The sequence below is a fragment of the Enterobacter sp. PTB genome (assembly GCF_051130085.1).
In the GTDB taxonomy this organism is placed as follows: domain Bacteria; phylum Pseudomonadota; class Gammaproteobacteria; order Enterobacterales; family Enterobacteriaceae; genus Enterobacter; species Enterobacter ludwigii.
Window position 1 is genome coordinate 1 of sequence record NZ_JBDKEE010000039.1, and the last position, 21,340, is coordinate 21,340.

Consider the following 21,340-nt stretch of genomic DNA (forward strand, 5'->3'; position numbering starts at 1 on the left):
GCACGGCGTGGCCGCGCACCTACGGCCCGCAGACGGCAAAGGTTGTGGGACCAAACGGCGAAAGTATCTGGACGGACAAATATGGCCGCGTGAAGGTGAAATTCCACTGGGACCGTCTGGCGAAGGGGGATGACACCAGCTCCTGTTGGGTGCGCGTGTCGAGCGCCTGGGCGGGTCAGGGGTACGGCGGGGTGCAAATTCCGCGGGTCGGCGATGAGGTGGTGGTGGACTTTATCAACGGTGACCCGGACCGTCCGATTATCACCGGGCGGGTGTATAACGAAGCAAGCATGCCGCCGTGGGCGCTGCCGGCTGCAGCCACGCAGATGGGTTTTATGAGCCGCACGAAGGATGGCTCCGTGGATAATGCCAACGCCCTGCGCTTTGAGGACAAGGCGGGCGCAGAGCAGGTGTGGATCCAGGCTGAGCGCAACATGGACACCAGCATTAAGAACGATGAAACGCACAGCGTCGGTGGCGAGCGCAGCCATTATGTGAAGAAAAATGAACTGCATCGGGTGGAAGCGAATCAGATCCAGGCGGTGAAAGGCGGAACAGAGATCCTGACGGGCAAAGGCAAGCTGGATGCGGCGGTGGAGCAATATGTCATTGCTTCCGGTACGAAGCTACGGCTGGTCTCCGGTGAAAGCGCAATTGAGCTGAACGCTAACGGCAAGATTAACCTGATCGGTAAAGAGTTTAACTTCTTCGTGGAAGGGGATGGTTATATCACCACGGGCGGTAAGCTGCACCTGAATACGTCTGGCACACAACCGGGTACCACGGCGCCGGGTTCCGGGCATAAAGGGGATATTGATGCGGCGGTGCAGGAGAAATTTACGACTAAAGGTGAGTAAGGTCGTAGCAGTGCTTATTGCATTATTAACGACGGGAATGGCTGAGGGAGATTCAGAGAAAAAAGATCTCTGGGCGTTCATTTCACAAATGAGCGCCTTACTCAAAACGTTATCCGTTACGAGTCTAAATGACATGCCGTTGCACTTTAACTACATGAAAAATAATGCATATATGAACTTCTACCATGCTGATGATTTCAAGCTTTTGGAGGGTACGAGCATTACTACCATTGATTTACGAGTAAGCAAAAAAAATGATGGCATGGCTCCCTTACTGAATTTTTCACCATCAGGCCAGTGCATCACACTTCAAACCGTTAAAAAGCATTACCCACAACTGACGTTAACTGATTATCCCCGAGGCCGCTCGGAGAATGAAGTGACCAGTTATACAGCACCAAAAGATATGAATGGACAAAAAGTGAGTTTCAGTTTCACCGTAAAAAAACCTGACTGTCTGAGCTCTGTTGTTATTAGCGCTGACTAAGAAAACAGCTTCCATGACTCGCGGTTTCCCACATCGGTGAGAAGCGTAATTTAGATTGAGAAAATGACGATTAACGTGAAAAAACAGACTCCGACATATCTTTGTTTTGTTCTGATGCTTACCTGTCTGTGCAGCAGTTCGGTATTGGCTCAAGTTATACCGCCCGTTCTGACAAATCACGATTTTTCTGTGCAGATAAAAAGCCAGCCTGTCGAATTGGGTGACAGATGGACTCCTGACGTTGCGCGCAGAATTGACGTGCCAGTGGAAGGCAGTTTTACCGGTGAGGTTCCTTTTGACGGAGCTAATTATAAATTCTTCCAGCATCAAAAGTCTGGGTTAGACATTTTCAGTTCCAATCTCTGGTGGGATAAAGCGGAACGAAGCGTTGATGATTATATCGTGTCGCAGATCACGCTGACTGCTACAGATGTCGCAACGCCGCGTGGTGTCCATGTTGGTTCAACGAGAACGGACTTGAACACAGCATACGGTGACGGTCAGGTCGCAAAGGATGCCGGAGAACAATGGATTACCTATGAGTTGGGTAAAAAGGTCCTCTCTTTTGAGATCAAAGACAGTAAAATTGTGAAGATAACAATGAATTACGACAATGGAAATCCAGAGTAATTTATGAAAAGGAAATATCTGGCAGCCGTATTGCTCACCGCTTTCTTGGCAGATGCAATTGAAACTGCAACTGCGCTAGAGTTATCACAATACAATAAGCTCAATACGGTCAGTCGCATCGTTAACGATAGCGAAGTGACAGACCTCCTCAGAAAGGCCCTGGGAAGCGATTACCAGACGTTTATCAACAATTTTGATGTATTTGGTGAACCGCATTCCACGGCTGACGGAGGATTGTTAATTGAAGGCTGGCTAAAAGATCTTTATCTGGAAAACGCCTCTGCTTTGGTTATCGAACCAGATGGCAAAATCTACGCTGCCTGGGTCATACCCGAGTCTGACGTTATTCATTATCAGTCTTCTGAACATCGCCAGGATATTAACGGCGATATTAAAAAATGGGCTGCAAGATTTGGCACACTGCATTTTGAAACGATAAGCCAATCTGGTCCCGCATTTGGCGGAGTATGGTCAGGCGAGTACGCGAACGACTCGACGTTAACTCTGCGGTTAGCTGAATCAGGTGGCCGTATCTCCGGATCTTATTGCTATATTTCTCAAAGAGGAAACCGCATTGATTGCCCGGAAGATGATGAGCGTAATCTTAGCGGTACGATCGCGGGCAATCGTGCCAATGTTGAGTTCAACTCATCGTTTGGCGGTATAGGCGGACGGGTTGTTCTGGAAATTAAGGGGAGTAAAATGGAATGGCGTTTAGTTACTCCTCCTCAAAAAGGAAATTATTATGCTCCGCAGCGTTATACGTTACAGAAAGCTGCTTCGGCTCAGACAGTTGAAACCCGAAAACTCAATACTCAAAAGTTCGCTATTTCTCTGGTCAATAAGTGCGGGCGTTTTACTAGTGAATGTGACCAGATGTATTATCTCGGCGTGCGCAAAAGTGATAATAGTACGATCTCCCTTAAGGGGAAAACGTTGCACGATCCTGCAGGTAAAATAATTGGCTCTACCTATAAGAATGGCGAGATCGCTTACACCGTGACTTACTCACCCGTGAAATTGGTCGTGAGCAAAGGCAACCATGTTTTAGTCGAACAATCAGGTCAATGGCTTAAAGAATAAAACAGCCAGCCCAAAGGCCAGCATGGATTGGCCCCTTTTATTTCTCACAATATTAATCATCCCGAGTTCACTTATGAAATACACCCTCCAGGAAGGTTCGTTTTCCCTTTTTCCTGCTGCCTGGCAGGATAACAGTATGAACATTATTCGCGACGACGAAAGCGGGTTGTCCGTGGTGGTCAGTCGCGGCGTTATTCCGGATGGCAGCGACTATGAGAAAGAGTTTCACCGCCAGTGGGAACTACTACGTCCGCAGATGGGCGAGATTGCCCAAAGCGCATTCCAGAGCATAAAGGTCGGGCCTGACGGAAAAATTAACGCGCTGGGAGTCGAGACGACCTTTGACAGTAACGGACAGCGCATTTGGCAAAAACAGCTGGCAGTACAAACGCCGGGCAAGCCGGTGTTGATGATTTTTACCCTCTCGGCGCTCAGAGCATTCACCGCAGAGGATGAGGGGCGCTGGAGCGCGCTTAAGCAGAGTCTGACGCTAAACGACAACCGGAATGTGTAAGGCATGAGCGATAACAACGCGGCCCGTCAGGGCGACGAGATCATTCACTCCAGCATTTTTGCGGATATCACCAGTATTGTGGCGGAAGGTGCGGCCTATGCCGTTATCGGCGCTGCCGTAGGCGCGGCGGCAACCGTTGCTGCTCCGCTGCTGGGGGCGGGTGCCGCCGCCGCGGGCGTGGCGGCGATTGGATCCAGTTGTCTGTTAAGTGGGATCATTGGCGGCGTACTGGCAAACGTGGCAGGTATAACTGACGATATCAGCAACGCCGCCGAAGGCTTAGGCAACGCGCTGTTCCCGCCGTCGCCAGCGGGCAAAATCACCACCGGGTCTGATAACGTTCTGACGAACGCAATTCCCGCGGCACGAGCGGCCGGGACGCTTACGCCCGCTGACACACCGTCACCTGAGCCACAGTCTCCGGGCAGCTTTGCCGATTACGCCGGCATGCTGCTTTCCGCCGCTGGACAATTTGGCAGCGAGATGTGGCAGCCGAGCGTGGCTTCTGCCGCCGCGGGAACCTCGCCGCTGGAAGAAGACAAGGTGGCGTGCGAAAAGCACTCCGGGCCGCAGTATCTGGCGGAAGGCTCTAAAAGCGTCTTCATTAACGGGCAGCCCGCGGTACGTGCAAAAGATCGCACCACCTGCGAAGGCACCGTTTCCGACGATGTCTCCCCGAATGTGATCATCGGCGGGGACACGCTCACGGTCCGCGATATCAAAAGCGGTAAAACGCCGGGTCTGGCGCTGGGGATGATCGCGCTCTCCCTGCTGCGCGGACGTCCGGGTAAAATCCTGAAAAATATGCCCTGTGCACTGGCGGCAGCCGGCGGTGGCATGCTGGCCGATATGGCCGTTAATGCTGTGTTTGGCTCCTCGCACCCGGTACATGCTGCAACCGGTGTGAAGGTGCTGAATGATGACGATGAACTCGATTTCTCGCTGCCGGGGCGCTTCCCGCTGCGCTGGCAGCGCAGCTACAACAGCCTGACCACCCGTGAAGGGCTGTTTGGTCTGGGTTGGGCGACAACCTTTGACAGCTATCTGACGCTCGAAGAGAACAACGCCACCTGGTTCGACGAAACCGGCCGTGAGCTAAGCTTTGAGCTGCCGCCCGTCGATCGCGCGTTTTACAGCATCAGCGAAGGCATCATCATCCGCCGCAATGAGAGCGGCGACGTGGCGATTGCCGACGATGACGGCGCGGTATGGCGTCTGTATAAACCGACCCGGGCGAATCCCACCATCCTGCGTCTGGCCTCCCTCAGCGACGAATACGGTAACGCGCTGCTGACGGAGTGGGATGAACACGGCAGGCTGGTCAATCTTCACGATGAGCCACGGGCGATTGATGTCACCCTGCGCTATGAAGATGAGCGTTTCCCGCAGCGCGCCACCTCTGCCAGCCATTTTGACGGCAACCGTACCTGGCCGCTGATGCAGTGGGGTTACGATGCGCGCGGCCAGCTGGCGAGCGTGACGGATGCCTCTGGCGTAGTAACGCGCGAATACCGCTATAACGACCACGGCCTGATGGTCTGGCACCGCCTGCCGGGCGGGCTGGAGAGCGAATACCGCTGGCAAAAATTCGACCACTGGCGCGTCGTGGAAAACCGCACCAGCACCGGCGACGGCTGCCGCTTCACCTACGATTTAGCCGCCGGGCTGACGACCGTCGAGCACTACGATGGCCAGACGCGTAAGCACTACTGGAACGCGCAAAATCTGATTGTCCGCTACGTTGACGAGCGCGGTGAAAACTGGTGCTACGAGTGGGATGAAAACGAACTTCTGACCCGTCGCATCGATCCGCTCGGTAACGCCGTCACCTTCGTCTACGACGAAATGGGCAACCGGGTGCAGGAAATCGACGCCGACGGCAATACCCGCACCACCACCTGGCTGGAGCACCGCGCGCTGCCGTCAGCCATCATTGAAGCCGACGGCAGTGCGACCCGTTTCTGGTACGACGAACATCACGGGCTGAAGCGTGTGGTGGACCCGATGGGGCAGACAACACTGCTGCGCCGGGACGAGTTTGGTCAGGTCGTTGAAGAAGTTGATGCCGCGGGAAACAGTCGCTACCAGGAGTACAACGAGGCCGGGCAGGTCATTCGTGCCGCAGACTGTTCAGGACGAATAACCCGCTATACCTATCATCCGCTGGGCTGGTTAACGACTGAGATCGGCGCTGACGGCGAAGAGACGCGCTATCGCTACGATGCCGCAGGGCGTCCGGTGCAACTCGATCGACCGGAAGGCTGGACAGAGTCACTTGCATGGAACGAACGCGGCCTGCCGGTGACGCATGCGGGCGCTGATGGCAAAGAAAGTGAGTTTATATACGACGAGGCAGGACGATTAACCGCTACGCGTAATACTCAGGGTGAAGAGGTCCGTCGCCGCTGGGACAGCCGCGGGCGACTGATTGCCCTGGAAAATGAAAATGGCGAAGCCTATCAGTTCCGCTGGGGGCCCGACTCGCTGCTGCTGGAAGAGGTGGGGCTCGATGGCGTAACCTCGCAGTATCGCTATGACGCATGCGGGCGAACGATAGCGCGCACGTTTGCCGCCGGTCATCCGGAAGCCATCACCCATGCCTTCGCCTGGAGCGCGAGTGGCCAGCTGGTTGCCCGCACCACGCCGGAAGGGCAGACCCGTTATCACTACACACCGTCAGGTTTGTTGAGTCGTATTGGACTTCATCCGGCACTTTCCGTTGACGCCTGGAGTGCAGAGGCAGAACAGGAACTTGCCTTTGAGTATGACGCCCTGGGGCGTGTCACGCGTGAAGTGGGCGAGCACGGTGAGCTGGCATGGGAGTATGATGCTCTCGGCAACCGCACCTCCGTCACGCTGCCCGATGGCCGCGAGCTGAAACAGTTCTACTACGGCAGCGGGCATCTGCTCAGCATTGCCCTCGATAAGCTGTCGGTCTCTGATTTTACCCGTGACGAACTCCACCGTGAGACCAGCCGCACCCAGGGGCTGCTGACCACCCGCAGCGAGTACGACCGTCTTGGTCGACTGCATCGCCGGGATGTATTCACTGGCAATGCCCAGCGTCCGTCGCCGCGCCGCTGGTCTCGCCGCTGGGATTACGACTACCGCAATAACCTGGTGCGGGAAGAGCGGGACGATAACCCGTTCAGCTGGTACCGCTGGCAGTACGACAGCGCCGGACGTCTGCTCGTTCAGGACGGCACGCTGCCTGGCCAGGAGCAGTGGCGCTGGGACGCTGCCGGTAACCCGCTGGAAGGTTCTGCTGAGAAGGTCACGCACAACCGCCTGACGCAGCTTAACGGCATTCGCTGGCGCTATGACATCCACGGCCGCACCGTGGAGAAAGATAACGGCCAGACCCGCTGGCACTACCGCTACGACGGTGAACATCGCCTGACGGAGGTCATCAGCCAGCCGCGGGACCGCAATAAGCCGCATACGCAGGTCAGCTTCCGCTACGATCCGCTCGGTCGCCGCATCAGCAAAACGCGCCGCCAGATGTTGGGAGGACAGCCAACCGGCAAGCCGGTTACCACCCGGTTTGTCTGGGAAGGGTTCCGCCTGCTGCAGGAAGTGCACGGGGACGTGCCGCTGACCTACGTTTACAGCGATCAGGACAGTTACGATCCGCTGGCGCGTGTCGATGGCGTTGATTCCCCGGAGATTTTCTGGTTCCACTGCCAGCCCAACGGTACGCCGGAGCGGATGACGGATATCGAAGGGCAGGTGCGCTGGGAAGGGGTGAACAGCGCCTGGGGCAAGCTGCTGCGGGAAAGCGAGACGCAGGTATCAGGATATTCTCAGAACCTGCGCATGCAGGGGCAATACCTGGACCGTGAGACGGGGCTGCACTACAATCTGTTCCGGTATTACGACCCGGACTGCGGGCGGTTTACGCAGCAGGACCCGATAGGGCTGGCGGGGGGGATAAACCTTTACCAGTATGCGCCGAATGCGCTGGGGTGGGTGGATCCGTGGGGGTTGAAACCAAGATGTGCACCGACGAAAGCAAATGACCATAATCAGGCTGCTTTCGGCAGGCAGTGGCAAGGTCATGGGGAGTACAAAGGACGCGACTTATGGTCTAACACAATGTTAAAAGAAGGTGATGTCATCTACGGTGGTGCTCCTGGACAATCTGGTTTTTATTTTGATAAGGCAACTCTCGATGCCGCTGGCGGTAGTAGACAAAAACTATGGGAGAGTTTGCAGGTACAGCCACATAGAATATTTGGATTCCGTAGCAAAATTCAGGCGTACCGTGTAAAACGAGATGCAGTTGCTGGAACGGGACAAGCATTATCACAAGATCCTGTTGTTTTTGGTCAGGGAGGAGGAACACAATTTTTCCTTTCAAATTATAAAATTGTGCTTGAGCCTATTGGCAAGCCTTTTGATATCGGAATATGACTATGAATCTTGCTATAGATACAGGCGCTTTTTTCTTCAATAAAATGCTGATGCTGACACCACTTACAACCAAAAAAGAAATAATGAATAATGATAATTTAAATTGGGAGCCTTGGCCAGATAAGGGATGTGATACAGTCTCTTATAGAGCTATTTTTAACATAAAAGGAAACACGCATGGTGATATTTATTTGATAGTTAACTTTATTCAACCTAATGATGAAAATGCTATTATAGGTAGTTGGAGTTTCGCGCCTTATAAATTAATCGATGGGGAGCAAAAAAAACCAGAGGGGAAAGTTACAAAAAGATTAAGGGACTGGTTCAAAGAAAAAACTAATGTTGACCTCCCAATTCATGGTGCATGGGGCCATATTAATGCGGCATATGACCATTGGAATTGCTCAGGTGCAATTTATTGTAATTATCGTTCTGGTTTCAGAGATGAAAAATCCTGGAGGGATTATTGCAAATGGAATAATATAAAATTATGAATTGAATGCGTATTGGTGTAAAAAACCTCGCAATTATTTAATGATGGGGTGTCGAAAATAAAGCTTGCGACTGTTGAAAGCATACCTTTTGAGGTCAGTGTGAAGACAGAACTCTTGGAAAATGTGTTTTAACCCCGTAAGAAAATCAAACGTTAAGCAAGAGTTCATCACATCGCCATCTTTAACGATGTAATCTTTTCCTTACGCAGCATCTTGCCTGCTTCTTCGCTCCTTGTTCACCCTGCTCTCAATAAGCTGTCGGTCTCAGATTTTAGCCGCGACGAACTTCACCGTGAGACCAGCCGCACCCAGGGGCTGCTGACCACCCGCAGTGAGTACGACCGTCTTGGTCGACTGCATCGCCGGGACGTCTTTACCGGCAATGCGCAGCGTCCGCCGCCGCGCCGCTGGTCTCGCCGCTGGGATTATGACTACCGTAATAACCTGATACGGGAATAGCGGGACGATAACCCGTTTAGCTGGTACCGCTGGCAGTACGACAGCGCCGGGCGTTTGCTTGTTCAGGACGGCACGCTGCCCGGACAGGAGCAGTGGCGCTGGGATGCTGCCGGTAACCCGCTGGAAGGATCTGCTGAGAAGGTCACGCACAACCGCCTGACGCAGCTGAACGGCATTCGCTGGCGCTATGATATCCACGGCCGCACCGTGGAGAAGGATAACGGCCAGACCCGCTGGCACTACTGCTACGACGGGGAGCATCGCTTGACGGAAGTGATTAGACAGCCGAGGGACCGCAACAAACCGCAGACGCAGGTCAGCTTCCGCTAGGAGCCACTCGGGCGACGCATCAGCAAAACGCGACGCCAGATGCTGGGCGGACAGCCAACCGGCAAGCCGGTCACTACCCGGTTCGTCTGGGAGGGGGTCCGCCTGCTGCAGGAGGTGAACGGGGACGTGCCGCTGACCTGTGTCTACATCGATCAGGAGAGCTACGACCCGCTGGCGCGCATTGATGGCGTGGATGCCACTGAGATTTTCTGGTTCCACTGTCAGCCGAACGGCACGCCGGAGCGGATGACGGATAGCGAAGGGCAGGTGCGCTGGGAAGGGGTGAACAGTGCCTGGGGCAAACTGCTGCGGGAAAGCGAGACGCCGGTATCAGGATATTCTCAGAACCTGCGCATGCAGGGGCAATACCAGGACCGTGAGACAGGGCTGCACTACAATCTGTTCCGGTATTACGACCCGGACTGCGGACGGTTTACGCAGCAGGACCCGATAGGGCTGGCGGGGGGAATAAACCTTTACCAGTATGGTGCCAATAGTTTAACCCGAATAGACCCTCTGGGATTAAAACAAGAGGAAGTTATACGCTATATGAGTAAAGATGAAGCGATTGCTTCAGCTTCTGAACTCGATGGTAAAGGCGGATTGGTTCCTAATAATCGTGGTGAAAAAGCCATATGGGTTAATCATGATAGCCGACCAGGGTTTAACCCTGGAAATGAACAGTATCGTGCCGTTATGACCGTAAATGACTCTGGGGTTGAGCTTCTTAATCAACATAGTGATATATCAAAAGTTGATTACAAAGAAACCGGGCTGAAAGATGGAGCTCTATCAAAGAGAAATGAACCTGGAGCAAGGGGCATCGGTAAAAATATCCTTTCTCGTTTTAATGATAAAATCACTTCATTCCAGATTGAAAAGAAAGATGCTAAAGGTAATTGGAAGAAATGTGGTAAGAGGATTACTTAATGATTTTTGAAATGTATCTACATAAAATTGAACACTTCACTAATGCGAGAGCAGAGATTGAAAGTTTTGGAAATTATGTCTATGTTCAAGATGAACCAGACCTTTTTCCCGTTTATTTTAAAAAAGAAAATGGGAAGTATGCAGAGTTGAGTCGTTGGCAAACTTGCTTTCCTAAAGTTATGTTACAGCGTGCATTAAAGAAGCTAGGCCTAAGTGAAGAAGGGAAATATGCATTTGAAGTTTTTCTATCTCGATTAGGTTATCTGTTTCAAATAGATAATCGACAGCGTATAGATAAAGATATCTTTATATTATTTTATATACATCAACTTCTTTCTTTAAAAAACAACAAAGAAGATTACGCAATAAAAGCAAAAGGCTTTTTTTTAAGGTTTTTGTGTTTTGAAATGGGCATGGATGATGACTCTTATAATTTGCTATGCATTACTAATGCCGGGCTCTGTATAAATACTGTTCAGCATGGTAATGTAACTGTATTATCATTGCTTGAGCAATTTTATGCACAACTTGAAAAAAAGAAAAACCTTGAAGATATTGAGGCTATAAAATACTATCAATCATCGGTATTAAATTTTTTGTTTGTTGCGAATAACGAAGATAATCACCTGTTGTTTAATGATAAAAATTGCTATCTTATCGATCCTGGTAATTTTATTAATGCATATAAAAAATCTAAAAAAATAATATATAAAGCTTTGGATCAGTGTTTTGATAAGCATCAATCTACAAAAAATTTATTAATATCCAACTTCATTCTAATGAATTACGCTTATTATATTCTTAGAGGTAATTTAGCAGATCTTAAAACATTGAGAAGACATGTTTCTTCAGATATATTTGGAAGGATAATTTCCGCTATAGTATACAGAGGTTTCTTTGTAGATGAAGAAAAAATACTGAGGTTAGTTGGTGATGAATATAAATTCGGACCTGAAGGTGAAGAACGGAAATTATTTAATATATTCGATTTAAATGTTAATGTTCGACCACAATCGAGGGTGTTAGGATTTGAATAATGAATCCGATGCGGAACCCTCGATTCTAAAAATCCAGGTTATGGACTGTTAATAACTTTATGGCACGCATGTTGTCAATAGAACAATATGTATATCTAATACAGTGCATTAGTGTACGCTGCTATAAAGATTACGGATTATTTTCTTAACAAAAAGTATCATATGAATTTTATTGATGTTCGGTATTTAAGGTTATGCTAACAAACCACTGACGACTTTGCGGCATTCGCTGGCGCTATGACTCCATAAACTTACCGAATGTGTTGAAAGATAACGTCCAGATTTCCTCTCAACCTCATATTCATGGTAATGAATACTGGAATGTTTATCGCGAAGTTGATGGTGCTGATGTGGTAAGTGGCAAGGACCTCATAATAAAGATTATAAAGGTATTGATAGTTACTCGAACAGAACGCTTAAAAAAGAACGATCCTCTATGCATTGCATTCAAATGGCGATCAGTTACGTGCATATACCCTAACTCATACTACAGTTAGGTAATCTAAAGGTGATTCATTAGGATATCATGAGGTGTCACAAGTGACACTTAACTCAGATTTCCCTATAGGAACCAAAGTTAGGGAATATTATGTATCTAAGGATATATTTGTTTCTAATGGTTGTGCAACGGCGAATCCTCAATCCGGAAAGGGGGGGCAGTTTTACATACCTGAAGAAGCAAGAGGTAAATTAATTCCTGCTAAGATTATAGATATATGAAGAAGGTGACATTTAATGTTAAAAATGGGAATGTTAAAATTGATGGTTATCCTATTGAACTTAGCTCTTTTGAAACATTCACTTCATCTGAATTTTACAAAACCCATCCGCAATTCACTAAGATAGGTAAATTTTATTTTTCGAAAAATGATATTGAATGGGAAGGGCAGAACTTTATCGTAGAGTTCAGACCAGCAATTTTCTCATTTAATCCATCTCTTTTTCTTACAAATAAAGACGGAGATTTTTATCAATCACTCAAAGATTGGGATAAGAGGGCATCGTTAAAAAATCTAGAAGAGGAAGAAAGACGATTGACAGAATGGGTTCAAAATAAATTTTCCAGAAACAATATGGGAAAGATAAATAAGCCTCCATATGGAACAAAATGGACTTATGAATGGGGAGAGATAACAGTGCAATCAAATGAAAGATCCTTTGATTGTGGGATATATATTGAATGGGATCTTAATCTCTGATGGTAATAAATCGTACATTACATATATGAGTTATCCATTCATGGAACGGAAGTCATATTGTCCAATAGTGATATTTAAATTTATTATAGATGACTGACTTATTTCGTATACGAGATAAAAACTCGGATTAATCCCTTTTTTCTAAATGAAATAATAATCTTCTTTGTACATCTTTTATAAGCGAGTCTAAAAAAGAGAAATGTATAATGAAATGCATAAAGAATAGTTAGATAATAATTTTGTAAAAATTGGATTTATGGCGAGATGAATTACTCACTTTCAGGATTCACTATATACACCTTAGTTGATCTTTCAATAAAAAATCAAGATATGGCGTTGGTTATTAGTAAATGCCATAAGGTAAAGAGAGTCTCAAGACACAACTGAAACTATTTAAACTTTACTCAGGAAGTTTAGTATGTCGCCATCTTTAACAGTGCAATTTTTCCATTCTGCACGCAGGGGGCGCTGACCACCCGCAACGAGTACGACTATTTTGGTCGACTGCATCGCCGGAACGTCTTTACCGGCAATGCCCAGCGTCCGGCACCGCGATGCGAGTCCCGCCACTAACCTGGTACGGGAAGATCGGGATGATAACCCGTTCAGCTGGTACCGCTGGCAATACGAAAGCGTCGGGCGTTTGCTTGTTCAGGACGGCATGCTACCCGGGCAGGAGCAGTGGCGCTGGGATGCTGCCGGTAAACCGCTTGAAGGTTCTGCTGAGAAGGTGACGCACAACCGCCTGACGCAGCTGAATGGTATTCGCTGGCATAATAATATCCATGCTCGCACCGTAGAGAAGGATAACGGCCAAACCCGAGGAACCGCAACAAACCGCAGACGCAGGTAAGCTTCCGCTACGATCTGCTCGGTCGCCGCATCAGCAAAATGCGACACCAGATGCTGGGCGGGCAGCCAACCGGTAAGCTTGTCACCACCCGGTTTGTCTGAGAAGGTTTCCGCCTGCTGCAGGAAGTGCACGGGGACGTGCCGCTGACCTGTGTCTACAGCCACCAGGACAGCTACGATCCGCTGGCGCGTATTGATGGCGTGGATGCACCGGAGATCTTCTGGTTCCACTGCCAGCCCAACGGTACGCCGGAGCGGATGACGGATAGCGAAGGGCAGGTGCGCTGGGGAGGGGTGAACAGCGCCTGGGGCAAGCTGTCGCGGGAAAGCGAGACGCAGTTATCAGGATATTCTCAGAACCTGCGTATGCGGGGCAATACCCGGATCGTGAGACAGGTCTGCACTACATTCTATTCCGGTATTACGACCCGGACTGTGGGCGGTTTACGCATCAGGACCCGATAGGGCTGGCGGGGGGATAGACCTTTACCAGTATGCGCCGAATGCGCTGGGATGGGTGGATCCGTGGGGGTTATTTAATAGTGGTATATTAGTTAAAGATATGTCTGGCAAAGTTGGAGATCGACTCTCTGCTTACCATGTTATACCCGCTGAGGTGTGGAAAGAGAACCAATCATTCTTCAATAATATTGGCATCGGTAAAGACATGGACTCTGCATTTAATGGTATTTATTTGCCAGGCAGCGCAACAGCAATGAAACAAGATGCAGGAAAGGAATGGATGTTTTCCATAGCAGTAATCATCATAACTATAGTGGTATTGTCCGCCAGCGAATTGCTCGTGTTGAGCAACGATATAATTCTGGGATATTAGATGCTAAAGGGACGAGGATAGCTATAAGGCGGACCCAGATTGATATGAAGAATAAAATTTGGATGGGTCATGTTCCCACAACAAAATGCAGGGGAATGAATTAATGTCCTATTATGTGATCATGAATGACTTTGAATCATCACTCATGCCAAGAAATTTACAGGGCATGGTTGATGAAAGATTACAGATCGATGAAAACTGGGAAATAGAAGGCTCTGCATTTTCCTTCCCTTATCGAATAACAGACGATGCATGTCCAGATCGTATTTATTTGTTGTGCAATAAAAATGTTGGGGCTTTGAAATTTGACTATTATAAAAAAGACTTTGGGCACTTGATGGACAAGTCTTTATTTTCAATTTTAGAAAATTATAAGCACAATGTTATTTTTGATCGAGATATAACACCAGTTTCGATTAGGAATGGACAAGTTCTTCGAGATGATTTTAAATATGTATATTTTCCAGGCGTGGATGTTATAGATGAAGAAAAATCTATTCTTGAAGATGATAAATTCGGAGATATCATACCTTTTAAAATTGAATTAAAGAATGATGCGATTGAATATGATATTTTTTCGTTTAGCGGCACATTATTAGGAGGGTTTGTCATTATTAAACAAGAGGTTAAGGAAGTAATTGAAAGTAAAGGCTTCCGGGGTTTGAAACTTGTTCAACTGGAAAATGCTTTAGACGTTTTCTGTGAAGATTATTTCTACGAAATAGACTCAAATCGTAAGAGAAAGGGCAATAAACTATCTTAATATTGAATGGTGTCGTGCCATTACTGGTTCTTTATTTTTATTTTTTAATGGCGCGAAAAACTTCTTTGGATGATGAGTCCATTTTTCAACTATAGATCATAGTAGTTATACGAGTAATCAATAATGTTAACTCTTAAAGAGGAATGATGTATATAAAAAATACTATTCAAGACTTTGTTATCAAATTCAAAACGAATGATTTAAATATGGGAGAGATAGACTTTACAGCAGAAGAAAATGAAAGTTCTCTCCCTGTGAATTTGAATGGCGAAATTCGATTTTTTTATAGCCATTTGATTTTAAATGACCATCCAACATTTTATGGTACTTTCTTTATACAAATTGTTGAGTCTCAAGATCTCAATGAAATATTATCAGGTTGGCGAGTTCAAAATGATACGGCCTGGCACGATGAGTATATAATCTTTGCTGAAAGAAATGGAGACGTTCTTTTTTGTGACACCCGAAATATAACATCTCCTGTTTATGGTAGTATTCAAAAACGAAACTTTATCATTTCCGGTTCCTTAGCTGACTTTTTGGATGTTTTTTGTTCTGCCATTGAGATAGAGCAAAGTAAATATGATGGTGATGGTACAGATGATGATTTTAATTTCAGAGAGGATTTTCTGGAAGATATCGATTTTATGCTTAAAAGCAAACTAAAGGATGTTGAGGCAAAAGGGTTTAAGCAATTCTTTTTTGGTTAACTTTTTATTTTTTAAAATTAAAAATAACATTTTTTAGAGAACTTCTTTATTCAAAAAGTATTTATGGCTCATGTCAGCTTTTATATTGGTTAGGAGGTTTCTTTGCGATTCACCATCAATAAACACATGAAAATCGGTTACGATAAATTTGATGAAAAAAGAGTTACATCTTTTATAGAAAAAGGAAATGAGTTTCATGATGATAAAAAATATACTGAGGCGTTAGAGCAATACCACAAAGCCTGGCAAGCTCTTCCTGAGCCGAAGCTCGAATGGGAAATTGCCAACTGGATCTGTGCATGCATATACAGCGTATATTTTGATCTGGCGGATTATGCTGAGGCAAAGAAATGGGGAGAGACGACATTACGGACATGTGGATCGGATATAGACACTGCACCCTTAATCGATCTCGGCATGGTCTGTTATGAGTTGAATCAATTTGAGGAAGCGTATAAATATTTTAACGATGCTTATAACTACGGCAAAGAGCGTGCATTTCAGGATAGACCTAGAAAATACCTTGAATTTTTTTTGCGCAAAAGAACATGAATACATCGTTATTTACCTTTTAAAGGTGGCTTGAATAAATATGTTCCATATAATTGCTTACGGAGTGTAATTACTACTTAATAATCTCATGAATAACTTCAAAAAATGTGAAAAAAAGATTGGACGTGCAGATATTTATAAAACGGAAAGTAAATTATCTATTACCCTTCCGGATGATTTCGTATCACATTATCTGCAATTTAATGGTGGCATTCCTGAGAAAAGTTGGTGGGACGGTGGTGAAGGTTTTGAGCCAGTAGAGGTAGCAGGATTTAAACCGTTTGTTTATAATACTCAGACAAATGATGATCCTAGGTCTTTAATTGACGGTTGCTATATTAGCATGTTGGATAGGGAAGTGATTCCTAGGAACCTGCTTCCTTTCGCAAATGATTGGGGAGGGAATTTCTTTTGTCTGAATTTAGATAATTATTCAATTGTATATTTTGCCACAGATTCTTTTGATAAAGATTTGACTATGCAAGAGAATCATATAAAACTTCAAAGATATCTGACAAATTCATTTTCCCACTTTGTTGAGGGGTTGGTAACCGAAGAGAGTCTTCCTTAAAGAATAATTAATAAGTTTGCGACTTATTTAATTCTGCTGCTGTGAAGTCTATTTTTATGAAATTCTGTAGCAAGCCATAAAGTTCTAGTTAAAAACTAAAAATGCAACGTATTTTTCCCTTTAATTAACAATTACCATCTTTGGTCATGAGTTTGTTATTTCTCAGAAATAGTAACTACCTTTTAGGACCAATTAGTATTCAAACGAAAAATAGGTTGAGAATGAAATAACCTCAAACCCTAAGCTTGAAATTAACAATCCTCCATATGGAATTCACTGGGATCATGAATGGGGAAGAATTGTTGTACAGTCTAATGAAAAAAGCTTCGACTGTAGAATTTATATCGAATGGAATGTTTGACTAAATGAAGTTATCAATTAATAAAATCCCCCCATTTGCTTATCACCTAACCTGTCTATTAATGGAGTTAAAGGTTTAGACAAAATGAAAATAACAAATCGACTGAAAAAGAAGTTATTAGCCCTAGATGGCATTGACAATGATTTCATAGAGTATGGAAAGGAACTAGCATGCCCTGAATGCGATGGTGTAATAATATATTCCATAGTAAATTCATATGGTTTTGACTCGCTCACCGAAGAGGTAAAATGCTTTCTTGTTAAGAAAATGAGAGGTGTGAAGTATCTTAGTGAAGATAATAAATATAGCTATGATGAAAGCCAATTGTATGTTTCGAAAAACACATGTCAAAACTGTTTAAAAGACTTTTCAACTGTTTTTACGTATAAAGAAGTTCAGTCAGCCCGGTACCGTCTATATCTTGTGGGGTTTTTTGAAGGTGACTTAAAACAGATCAAACATTGAAATTTTAGGTTTACCTATGATTGAAAATCTTAATTGTATTAAAGAAAATGATCTGCTTGAATGGACGTGTGGTGAAATTAACCCACTGATTACTATACCATTTTTAGACTATGTAATGATAGATTCAACACGCCAATTAGTCTTTGCGTTAAGCGAACCAAAGCCATTACCAACCGTTTTGACAATTTTCAATGCTCAGGGCGAAAAACTGTTGTCGTCTGCACCTCCTGAAGGCGCTATTTTCTATTACTTAACATTCGATCTATCAAAGGAAGTGGTTGTCGTCTGTAGTTATGCAGTACAAGAGAATGGCTGGTATGATTGGTTTTATTCCTTTGATATGAAGCGTAATGCGTTAACTCGAACTGGCCCAGCGTATTAAGATCAAATGCCCTTAAAAAATGATAAGGCAAGCTGTTTCTGCGTGCTTTGAAAAGATGTTCGGCTCAGCTCCTGATCTAAGTAAGTAAAATGCTGATCATCTGTTAATTTAATTGTTGAAGATTCGCCCGTATAAAGAGTATAAATGCTGAATGAAACAATTAATAAAAGTGTCGGTAGTTCCTGGAAAATACAGGTAGAAAGGCGGGATTTCAGCTGGGGATGCCATCAGAGAAATAATATTTCAATAGGGGGTAAAATGAATAAATCCATTCATGTCCAGACGAATACTGCCACATTAGTTATTTATGATTTGATGTCATTAAAACATAGAATTGATAATGATGCAGATTGGTGGAGTCTTCCAGAAGATGAAATTGAAGAAATAAATAAAGGGAATGTATTATTTCTCAATCTTGGAGAGGATGGCACCTATAAAATTCATATAAAAAATAATGTTGACGAGTATGTTGGAGCACTATTTTTAAACGTACCTTCTGGAAAGGTTTTCATTGGGGCGGGGGAGGATGTCACGGGCGGAGATCTTGAGCCTGATGACTCAGATGCTATTTCTGGTGAGTTTATTATTTTAGAACCTGGTAGTTACAAAGTTAAATTTAAAAAGCAAGGTTCAGATGTTCTAATTTCCTTTACAAAAGCAACGTTTATTGAAAACTCATTAGAAGAGGGAGTTTATCTCTGAATGAAAATCCACGCCTTGGTGTGGATTTTTTGATTCAAAAAAAAATGTTAAACAATTAGTTCATCACGTAGCCATTTTTGACAATATCATTTTTTTCCTTTTGCATGTATCTTGCTTGTTTTTTGCGCCTCGCTTACCCTTTCCCTCAATAAATTGTCAGTATACCCGCGACGAACGACTCCACCTTGAGAATCGCCGCCCCCGGGGTCTGCTTACAACCCGCAGCAAGTACGACCGTCTTGGTCGACTGCATCGCCGGGATGTATTCACTGGCAATGCGCAGCGTCCGTCGCCGCGCTGCTGGTCCCGCCGCTGGGATTATGACTACCGTAATAACATGGTACGGGAAGAGCGGGACGATAACCCGTTCAGCTGGTACCTCATCAGCCAGCCGCGGGACCACAACAAACCTCAGGCGCAGGTCAGCTTCCGCTACGATCCGCTCGGACGACGCATCAGCAAAACGCAACGCCAGATGCTGGGCGGACAGCCAACCGGCAAGCCGGTCAGCATCCGGTTTGTCTGGGAAGGGTTCCGCCTGCTGCAGGAAGTGCACGGGGACGTGCCGCTGACCTTTGTCTACAGCGGTCAGGACAGCTACGATCCGCTGGCGCGTATTGATGGCGTGGAAGCACCGGAGATCTTCTGGTTTCACTGTCAGCCGAACGGCACGCCGGAGCGGATGACGGATAGCGTAGGGCAGGTGCGCTGGGAAGGGGTGAACAGCGCCTGGGGCAAGCTGCTGCGGGAAAGCGAGACGCAGGTATCAGGATATTCTCAGAACCTGCGGATGCAGGGGCAATACCTGGACCGTGAGACAGGGCTGCACTACATCTGTTCCGGTATTACGACACGGACTGCGGGAGGTTTACGCAGCAGGACCCGATAGGGCTGGCGGGGGGATAAACCTTTACCAGTATGCGCCGAATGCGCTGGGGTGGATCCGTGGGGGGTTAGTCGGTGTCAAAATGAATGGAATGGTTTCCAATCCAAATCAAAAGGTGTTTTTCAAAACACGGACAGATGCTTCAAAAGCATATAAATTATGGAAAAACCAAGACTGGCAAAGCTTAGAATCCTTTATGGGACTTGGAGCATGGCCTCCAAATAGAGGGCTTACCAAAGCTACGCCGATAACATTGAAACCGGGAACTAAAATTGACAGATATGGTGGTCGTATCAACGATGGGACTTTCAGTGATACAGGAACTTTCGTATCTCCTGCTGGAGCATCTTTCGAAAGCCGAGCCTTGCCTTTGGATACGCTAGATAAAACATATAAAACCTACGAAGTGGTTGCTCCAGTACATGCATATGCAGGACCCGCGATACCTTGGTTTGAACAACCAGGAGGGGGAACTCAATATGAACTATCTAAATCAATAAAACAACTATTGGCTGATAAAAAAATTAGAGAGAAATAAATTTCATGAGTCTGGGAAGTTATAATTTCAAACCCAAGAGAACAATATATGATGGAAAGGATGATGATTTTTATGATTATTCAGAAAAAATATCCATACCAAAGTTAGATTGCGAGATTGTTTTCAAAAATGAAGATGCCAAACCTCTTTGGGGTATACATGATGATTTAAAAAAACAGATCTTGAAAAATATCTCTGGGATAAAGGTTAAAACATATAGCGATGATCTAAGTCCCTCCTATAAATATAACGATTTAGATATTTATGTTTATTCCGGTTTGTTTGCAGGCAATGTTTTGCATATAGTTTTAGCTGAGGGTGAAAGTCAGGCTGCCAGATATAAAATCATATTATTAGGGTTTGTATTAACTGACTGCAATTAACGCTATTTCAGCGAAATAGCATGGTGATGCAAGTTTATTCCCATCTTCTATTGTCGATAAATTACGAGGCCGGGAAGTAAAATCCTTGATGATTTTAGCGAGAACTTCTGTATAGGGGGATATTTCAATTCGCATCTTTCAAAGCAATGTTGTTCATCAAATGTTACCAGAATGCGGGGCGGAAAGCTCCAATAGCGCATGCTATGCAATGGAACGTGAAAAATAGATATTTTGTACTACACCATAGAACCCCTGCCCACCATGGAGGCGGTGTATATGATATTGATAATCTGGTAATTATTACGCCAAGATATCACCTTGACACACTAGACCGTGCTTATCCTTTTTAAGGAGTAATATGCAAAGACAAGAGCTTATTGAACTGATAAAAAAAATCCAACGTAGTGAAGGTACAGAAGAGGAAGCTGATCACAACATTGACCTACTTTGTAGAAGTGTCGCAGACCCTCAGGCAGCCAATTACATTTATTATGAAGAACTTAGCGCAGAAGAAATTGCTGATAAAATTATAAACTACAAACCAATCCAACTATAAATATTATTCTGGTGGCGCAATGAGTCCCCCATATGAAAAAAATCCATGCCAAAGCGTGGATTTTTTCCATTCAAAACAGATCAAACGTTAACAAGATGTTCACCACGTCGCCATCTTTAACGATGTAATCTTTACCTTCAACAGGCATTCGGGCTTCCTCCTTACGCACCTTGCTGACCCTTACCCTCAATATTTTGCTTGTACAGGACAGCACGTTGCCTGGCCAGGAGCAGTGCCGCTGGGATGCTGCCGGTAACCCGCTGGAAGGTTCTGATGAGAAGGTCACGGACAACCGCCTGACGCAGCTGAACGGCATTCGCTGGCGCTATGATATCCACGGCCGCACCGTGG

The 21,340-nt window shown here is 45.8% G+C and carries 22 protein-coding genes and 5 pseudogenes; 26 read left to right on the plus strand and 1 reads right to left on the minus strand.

What is annotated here, in order from left to right; all coding sequences use genetic code 11:
- The 25 genes and pseudogenes from tssI to AAIR21_RS25585 all read left to right on the plus strand — a co-directional run.
- Positions 1-857 (plus strand): type VI secretion system tip protein TssI/VgrG (gene tssI / locus AAIR21_RS25465; protein ID WP_434682531.1); only part of this gene is annotated, 857 nt, incomplete at its 5' end.
- Between the two features lie 10 nt (positions 858-867).
- Positions 868-1,344: a hypothetical protein gene (locus tag AAIR21_RS25470; protein WP_226778029.1), complete on the plus strand. Its 477-nt coding sequence runs from the start codon at positions 868-870 to the stop codon at positions 1,342-1,344.
- Positions 1,345-1,419: 75 nt separating this feature from the next.
- On the plus strand, positions 1,420-1,974 hold the full coding sequence (locus tag AAIR21_RS25475) for a hypothetical protein (protein ID WP_230391329.1): 555 nt from the start codon (positions 1,420-1,422) through the stop codon (positions 1,972-1,974).
- Positions 1,975-1,977: 3 nt separating this feature from the next.
- Entirely contained in the window at positions 1,978-3,057 is a 1,080-nt protein-coding gene (locus AAIR21_RS25480; protein ID WP_049023198.1) for a hypothetical protein, read from the plus strand.
- Positions 3,058-3,130: 73 nt separating this feature from the next.
- On the plus strand, positions 3,131-3,571 hold the full coding sequence (locus AAIR21_RS25485; protein WP_160890439.1) for a DcrB-related protein: 441 nt from the start codon (positions 3,131-3,133) through the stop codon (positions 3,569-3,571).
- Between the two features lie 3 nt (positions 3,572-3,574).
- Positions 3,575-7,984: an RHS repeat-associated core domain-containing protein gene (locus AAIR21_RS25490; RefSeq protein WP_183516260.1), complete on the plus strand. Its 4,410-nt coding sequence runs from the start codon at positions 3,575-3,577 to the stop codon at positions 7,982-7,984.
- 2 nt (positions 7,985-7,986) lie between these two features.
- Positions 7,987-8,478, plus strand: a complete 492-nt coding sequence (locus AAIR21_RS25495; RefSeq protein ID WP_183516261.1) for a hypothetical protein — start codon at positions 7,987-7,989, stop codon at positions 8,476-8,478.
- 237 nt (positions 8,479-8,715) lie between these two features.
- Positions 8,716-10,197 (plus strand): annotated as a pseudogene (locus AAIR21_RS25500) (RHS repeat domain-containing protein); the annotation flags it as partial.
- Complete coding sequence (locus AAIR21_RS25505; RefSeq protein WP_434682533.1) at positions 10,197-11,234, plus strand: hypothetical protein; 1,038 nt, start codon at positions 10,197-10,199, stop codon at positions 11,232-11,234. The pseudogene AAIR21_RS25500 and the gene AAIR21_RS25505, both read left to right, overlap by 1 nt.
- 540 nt (positions 11,235-11,774) lie before the next feature.
- Positions 11,775-11,954 carry a hypothetical protein gene (locus AAIR21_RS25510; RefSeq protein WP_185791140.1) on the plus strand — a complete coding sequence of 60 codons (180 nt, stop codon included), beginning with the start codon at positions 11,775-11,777 and terminating at the stop codon, positions 11,952-11,954.
- Positions 11,951-12,433 (plus strand): hypothetical protein, encoded by a 483-nt coding sequence (locus tag AAIR21_RS25515; RefSeq protein ID WP_434682535.1) that lies wholly within the window; start codon positions 11,951-11,953, stop codon positions 12,431-12,433. Before AAIR21_RS25510 ends, AAIR21_RS25515 begins: the two co-directional genes overlap by 4 nt.
- Positions 12,434-12,889: 456 nt before the next feature.
- Positions 12,890-13,820 (plus strand): annotated as a pseudogene (locus tag AAIR21_RS25520) (RHS repeat-associated core domain-containing protein); the annotation flags it as partial.
- Between the two features lie 27 nt (positions 13,821-13,847).
- Positions 13,848-14,120, plus strand: coding sequence for a hypothetical protein (locus tag AAIR21_RS25525; RefSeq protein WP_086532396.1), 273 nt, complete (start codon positions 13,848-13,850; stop codon positions 14,118-14,120).
- 103 nt (positions 14,121-14,223) lie between these two features.
- A complete protein-coding gene (locus tag AAIR21_RS25530) occupies positions 14,224-14,883 on the plus strand; it encodes an Imm43 family immunity protein (RefSeq protein ID WP_183516263.1) in 660 nt (219 codons plus the stop codon).
- A 143-nt stretch (positions 14,884-15,026) separates the two neighbouring features.
- A complete protein-coding gene (locus AAIR21_RS25535) occupies positions 15,027-15,593 on the plus strand; it encodes a hypothetical protein (RefSeq protein ID WP_226778035.1) in 567 nt (188 codons plus the stop codon).
- A 102-nt stretch (positions 15,594-15,695) separates the two neighbouring features.
- Positions 15,696-16,145: a tetratricopeptide repeat protein gene (locus tag AAIR21_RS25540; protein ID WP_113656321.1), complete on the plus strand. Its 450-nt coding sequence runs from the start codon at positions 15,696-15,698 to the stop codon at positions 16,143-16,145.
- Positions 16,146-16,233: 88 nt separating this feature from the next.
- The gene (locus AAIR21_RS25545) at positions 16,234-16,716 is read left to right on the plus strand and encodes an SMI1/KNR4 family protein (RefSeq protein WP_113656320.1); all 483 of its coding nucleotides are present in this window, start codon (positions 16,234-16,236) and stop codon (positions 16,714-16,716) included.
- Positions 16,717-17,161: 445 nt separating this feature from the next.
- Positions 17,162-17,542: a hypothetical protein gene (locus tag AAIR21_RS25550; RefSeq protein ID WP_113656319.1), complete on the plus strand. Its 381-nt coding sequence runs from the start codon at positions 17,162-17,164 to the stop codon at positions 17,540-17,542.
- Between the two features lie 16 nt (positions 17,543-17,558).
- Positions 17,559-17,924, plus strand: a complete 366-nt coding sequence (locus AAIR21_RS25555) for a hypothetical protein (RefSeq protein WP_113656318.1) — start codon at positions 17,559-17,561, stop codon at positions 17,922-17,924.
- Between the two features lie 258 nt (positions 17,925-18,182).
- Positions 18,183-18,626 carry a DUF6386 family protein gene (locus AAIR21_RS25560; protein ID WP_020882315.1) on the plus strand — a complete coding sequence of 148 codons (444 nt, stop codon included), beginning with the start codon at positions 18,183-18,185 and terminating at the stop codon, positions 18,624-18,626.
- A gap of 160 nt (positions 18,627-18,786) precedes the next feature.
- Positions 18,787-19,570: pseudogene (locus AAIR21_RS25565) on the plus strand (RHS repeat domain-containing protein); the annotation flags it as partial.
- Between the two features lie 24 nt (positions 19,571-19,594).
- Positions 19,595-20,050, plus strand: coding sequence for a TNT domain-containing protein (locus AAIR21_RS25570; RefSeq protein ID WP_185791142.1), 456 nt, complete (start codon positions 19,595-19,597; stop codon positions 20,048-20,050).
- Positions 20,051-20,055: 5 nt separating this feature from the next.
- Positions 20,056-20,433 (plus strand): hypothetical protein, encoded by a 378-nt coding sequence (locus AAIR21_RS25575; RefSeq protein WP_020882317.1) that lies wholly within the window; start codon positions 20,056-20,058, stop codon positions 20,431-20,433.
- A 203-nt stretch (positions 20,434-20,636) separates the two neighbouring features.
- Complete coding sequence (locus tag AAIR21_RS25580; protein ID WP_324279609.1) at positions 20,637-20,783, plus strand: HNH endonuclease signature motif containing protein; 147 nt, start codon at positions 20,637-20,639, stop codon at positions 20,781-20,783.
- Positions 20,784-20,791: 8 nt separating this feature from the next.
- On the plus strand, positions 20,792-20,989 hold the full coding sequence (locus AAIR21_RS25585) for a bacteriocin immunity protein (protein ID WP_020882318.1): 198 nt from the start codon (positions 20,792-20,794) through the stop codon (positions 20,987-20,989).
- Between the two features lie 70 nt (positions 20,990-21,059).
- Here AAIR21_RS25585 and AAIR21_RS25590 read toward each other — a convergent pair.
- Positions 21,060-21,180 (minus strand): annotated as a pseudogene (locus tag AAIR21_RS25590) (DUF933 domain-containing protein); the annotation flags it as partial.
- 3 nt (positions 21,181-21,183) lie between these two features.
- Here AAIR21_RS25590 and AAIR21_RS25595 point away from each other — a divergent pair.
- Positions 21,184-21,340: pseudogene (locus AAIR21_RS25595) on the plus strand (RHS repeat domain-containing protein); the annotation flags it as partial.

What these genes read in the sequence shown, in the direction of transcription:
- AAIR21_RS25535 (WP_226778035.1), top strand. Translation starts at nt 15,027, where the DNA reads ATGATGTATATAAAAAATACTATTCAAGACTTTGTTATCAAATTCAAA.
- AAIR21_RS25490 (WP_183516260.1), top strand. Translation starts at nt 3,575, where the DNA reads ATGAGCGATAACAACGCGGCCCGTCAGGGCGACGAGATCATTCACTCC.
- AAIR21_RS25585 (WP_020882318.1), top strand. Translation starts at nt 20,792, where the DNA reads ATGCAAAGACAAGAGCTTATTGAACTGATAAAAAAAATCCAACGTAGT.
- AAIR21_RS25505 (WP_434682533.1), top strand. Translation starts at nt 10,197, where the DNA reads ATGATTTTTGAAATGTATCTACATAAAATTGAACACTTCACTAATGCG.
- AAIR21_RS25480 (WP_049023198.1), top strand. Translation starts at nt 1,978, where the DNA reads ATGAAAAGGAAATATCTGGCAGCCGTATTGCTCACCGCTTTCTTGGCA.
- AAIR21_RS25570 (WP_185791142.1), top strand. Translation starts at nt 19,595, where the DNA reads ATGAATGGAATGGTTTCCAATCCAAATCAAAAGGTGTTTTTCAAAACA.
- AAIR21_RS25575 (WP_020882317.1), top strand. Translation starts at nt 20,056, where the DNA reads ATGAGTCTGGGAAGTTATAATTTCAAACCCAAGAGAACAATATATGAT.
- AAIR21_RS25580 (WP_324279609.1), top strand. Translation starts at nt 20,637, where the DNA reads ATGCAATGGAACGTGAAAAATAGATATTTTGTACTACACCATAGAACC.
- AAIR21_RS25555 (WP_113656318.1), top strand. Translation starts at nt 17,559, where the DNA reads ATGATTGAAAATCTTAATTGTATTAAAGAAAATGATCTGCTTGAATGG.
- AAIR21_RS25485 (WP_160890439.1), top strand. Translation starts at nt 3,131, where the DNA reads ATGAAATACACCCTCCAGGAAGGTTCGTTTTCCCTTTTTCCTGCTGCC.
- AAIR21_RS25550 (WP_113656319.1), top strand. Translation starts at nt 17,162, where the DNA reads ATGAAAATAACAAATCGACTGAAAAAGAAGTTATTAGCCCTAGATGGC.
- AAIR21_RS25545 (WP_113656320.1), top strand. Translation starts at nt 16,234, where the DNA reads ATGAATAACTTCAAAAAATGTGAAAAAAAGATTGGACGTGCAGATATT.
- AAIR21_RS25515 (WP_434682535.1), top strand. Translation starts at nt 11,951, where the DNA reads ATGAAGAAGGTGACATTTAATGTTAAAAATGGGAATGTTAAAATTGAT.
- AAIR21_RS25560 (WP_020882315.1), top strand. Translation starts at nt 18,183, where the DNA reads ATGAATAAATCCATTCATGTCCAGACGAATACTGCCACATTAGTTATT.
- AAIR21_RS25525 (WP_086532396.1), top strand. Translation starts at nt 13,848, where the DNA reads ATGTCTGGCAAAGTTGGAGATCGACTCTCTGCTTACCATGTTATACCC.
- AAIR21_RS25530 (WP_183516263.1), top strand. Translation starts at nt 14,224, where the DNA reads ATGTCCTATTATGTGATCATGAATGACTTTGAATCATCACTCATGCCA.
- AAIR21_RS25495 (WP_183516261.1), top strand. Translation starts at nt 7,987, where the DNA reads ATGAATCTTGCTATAGATACAGGCGCTTTTTTCTTCAATAAAATGCTG.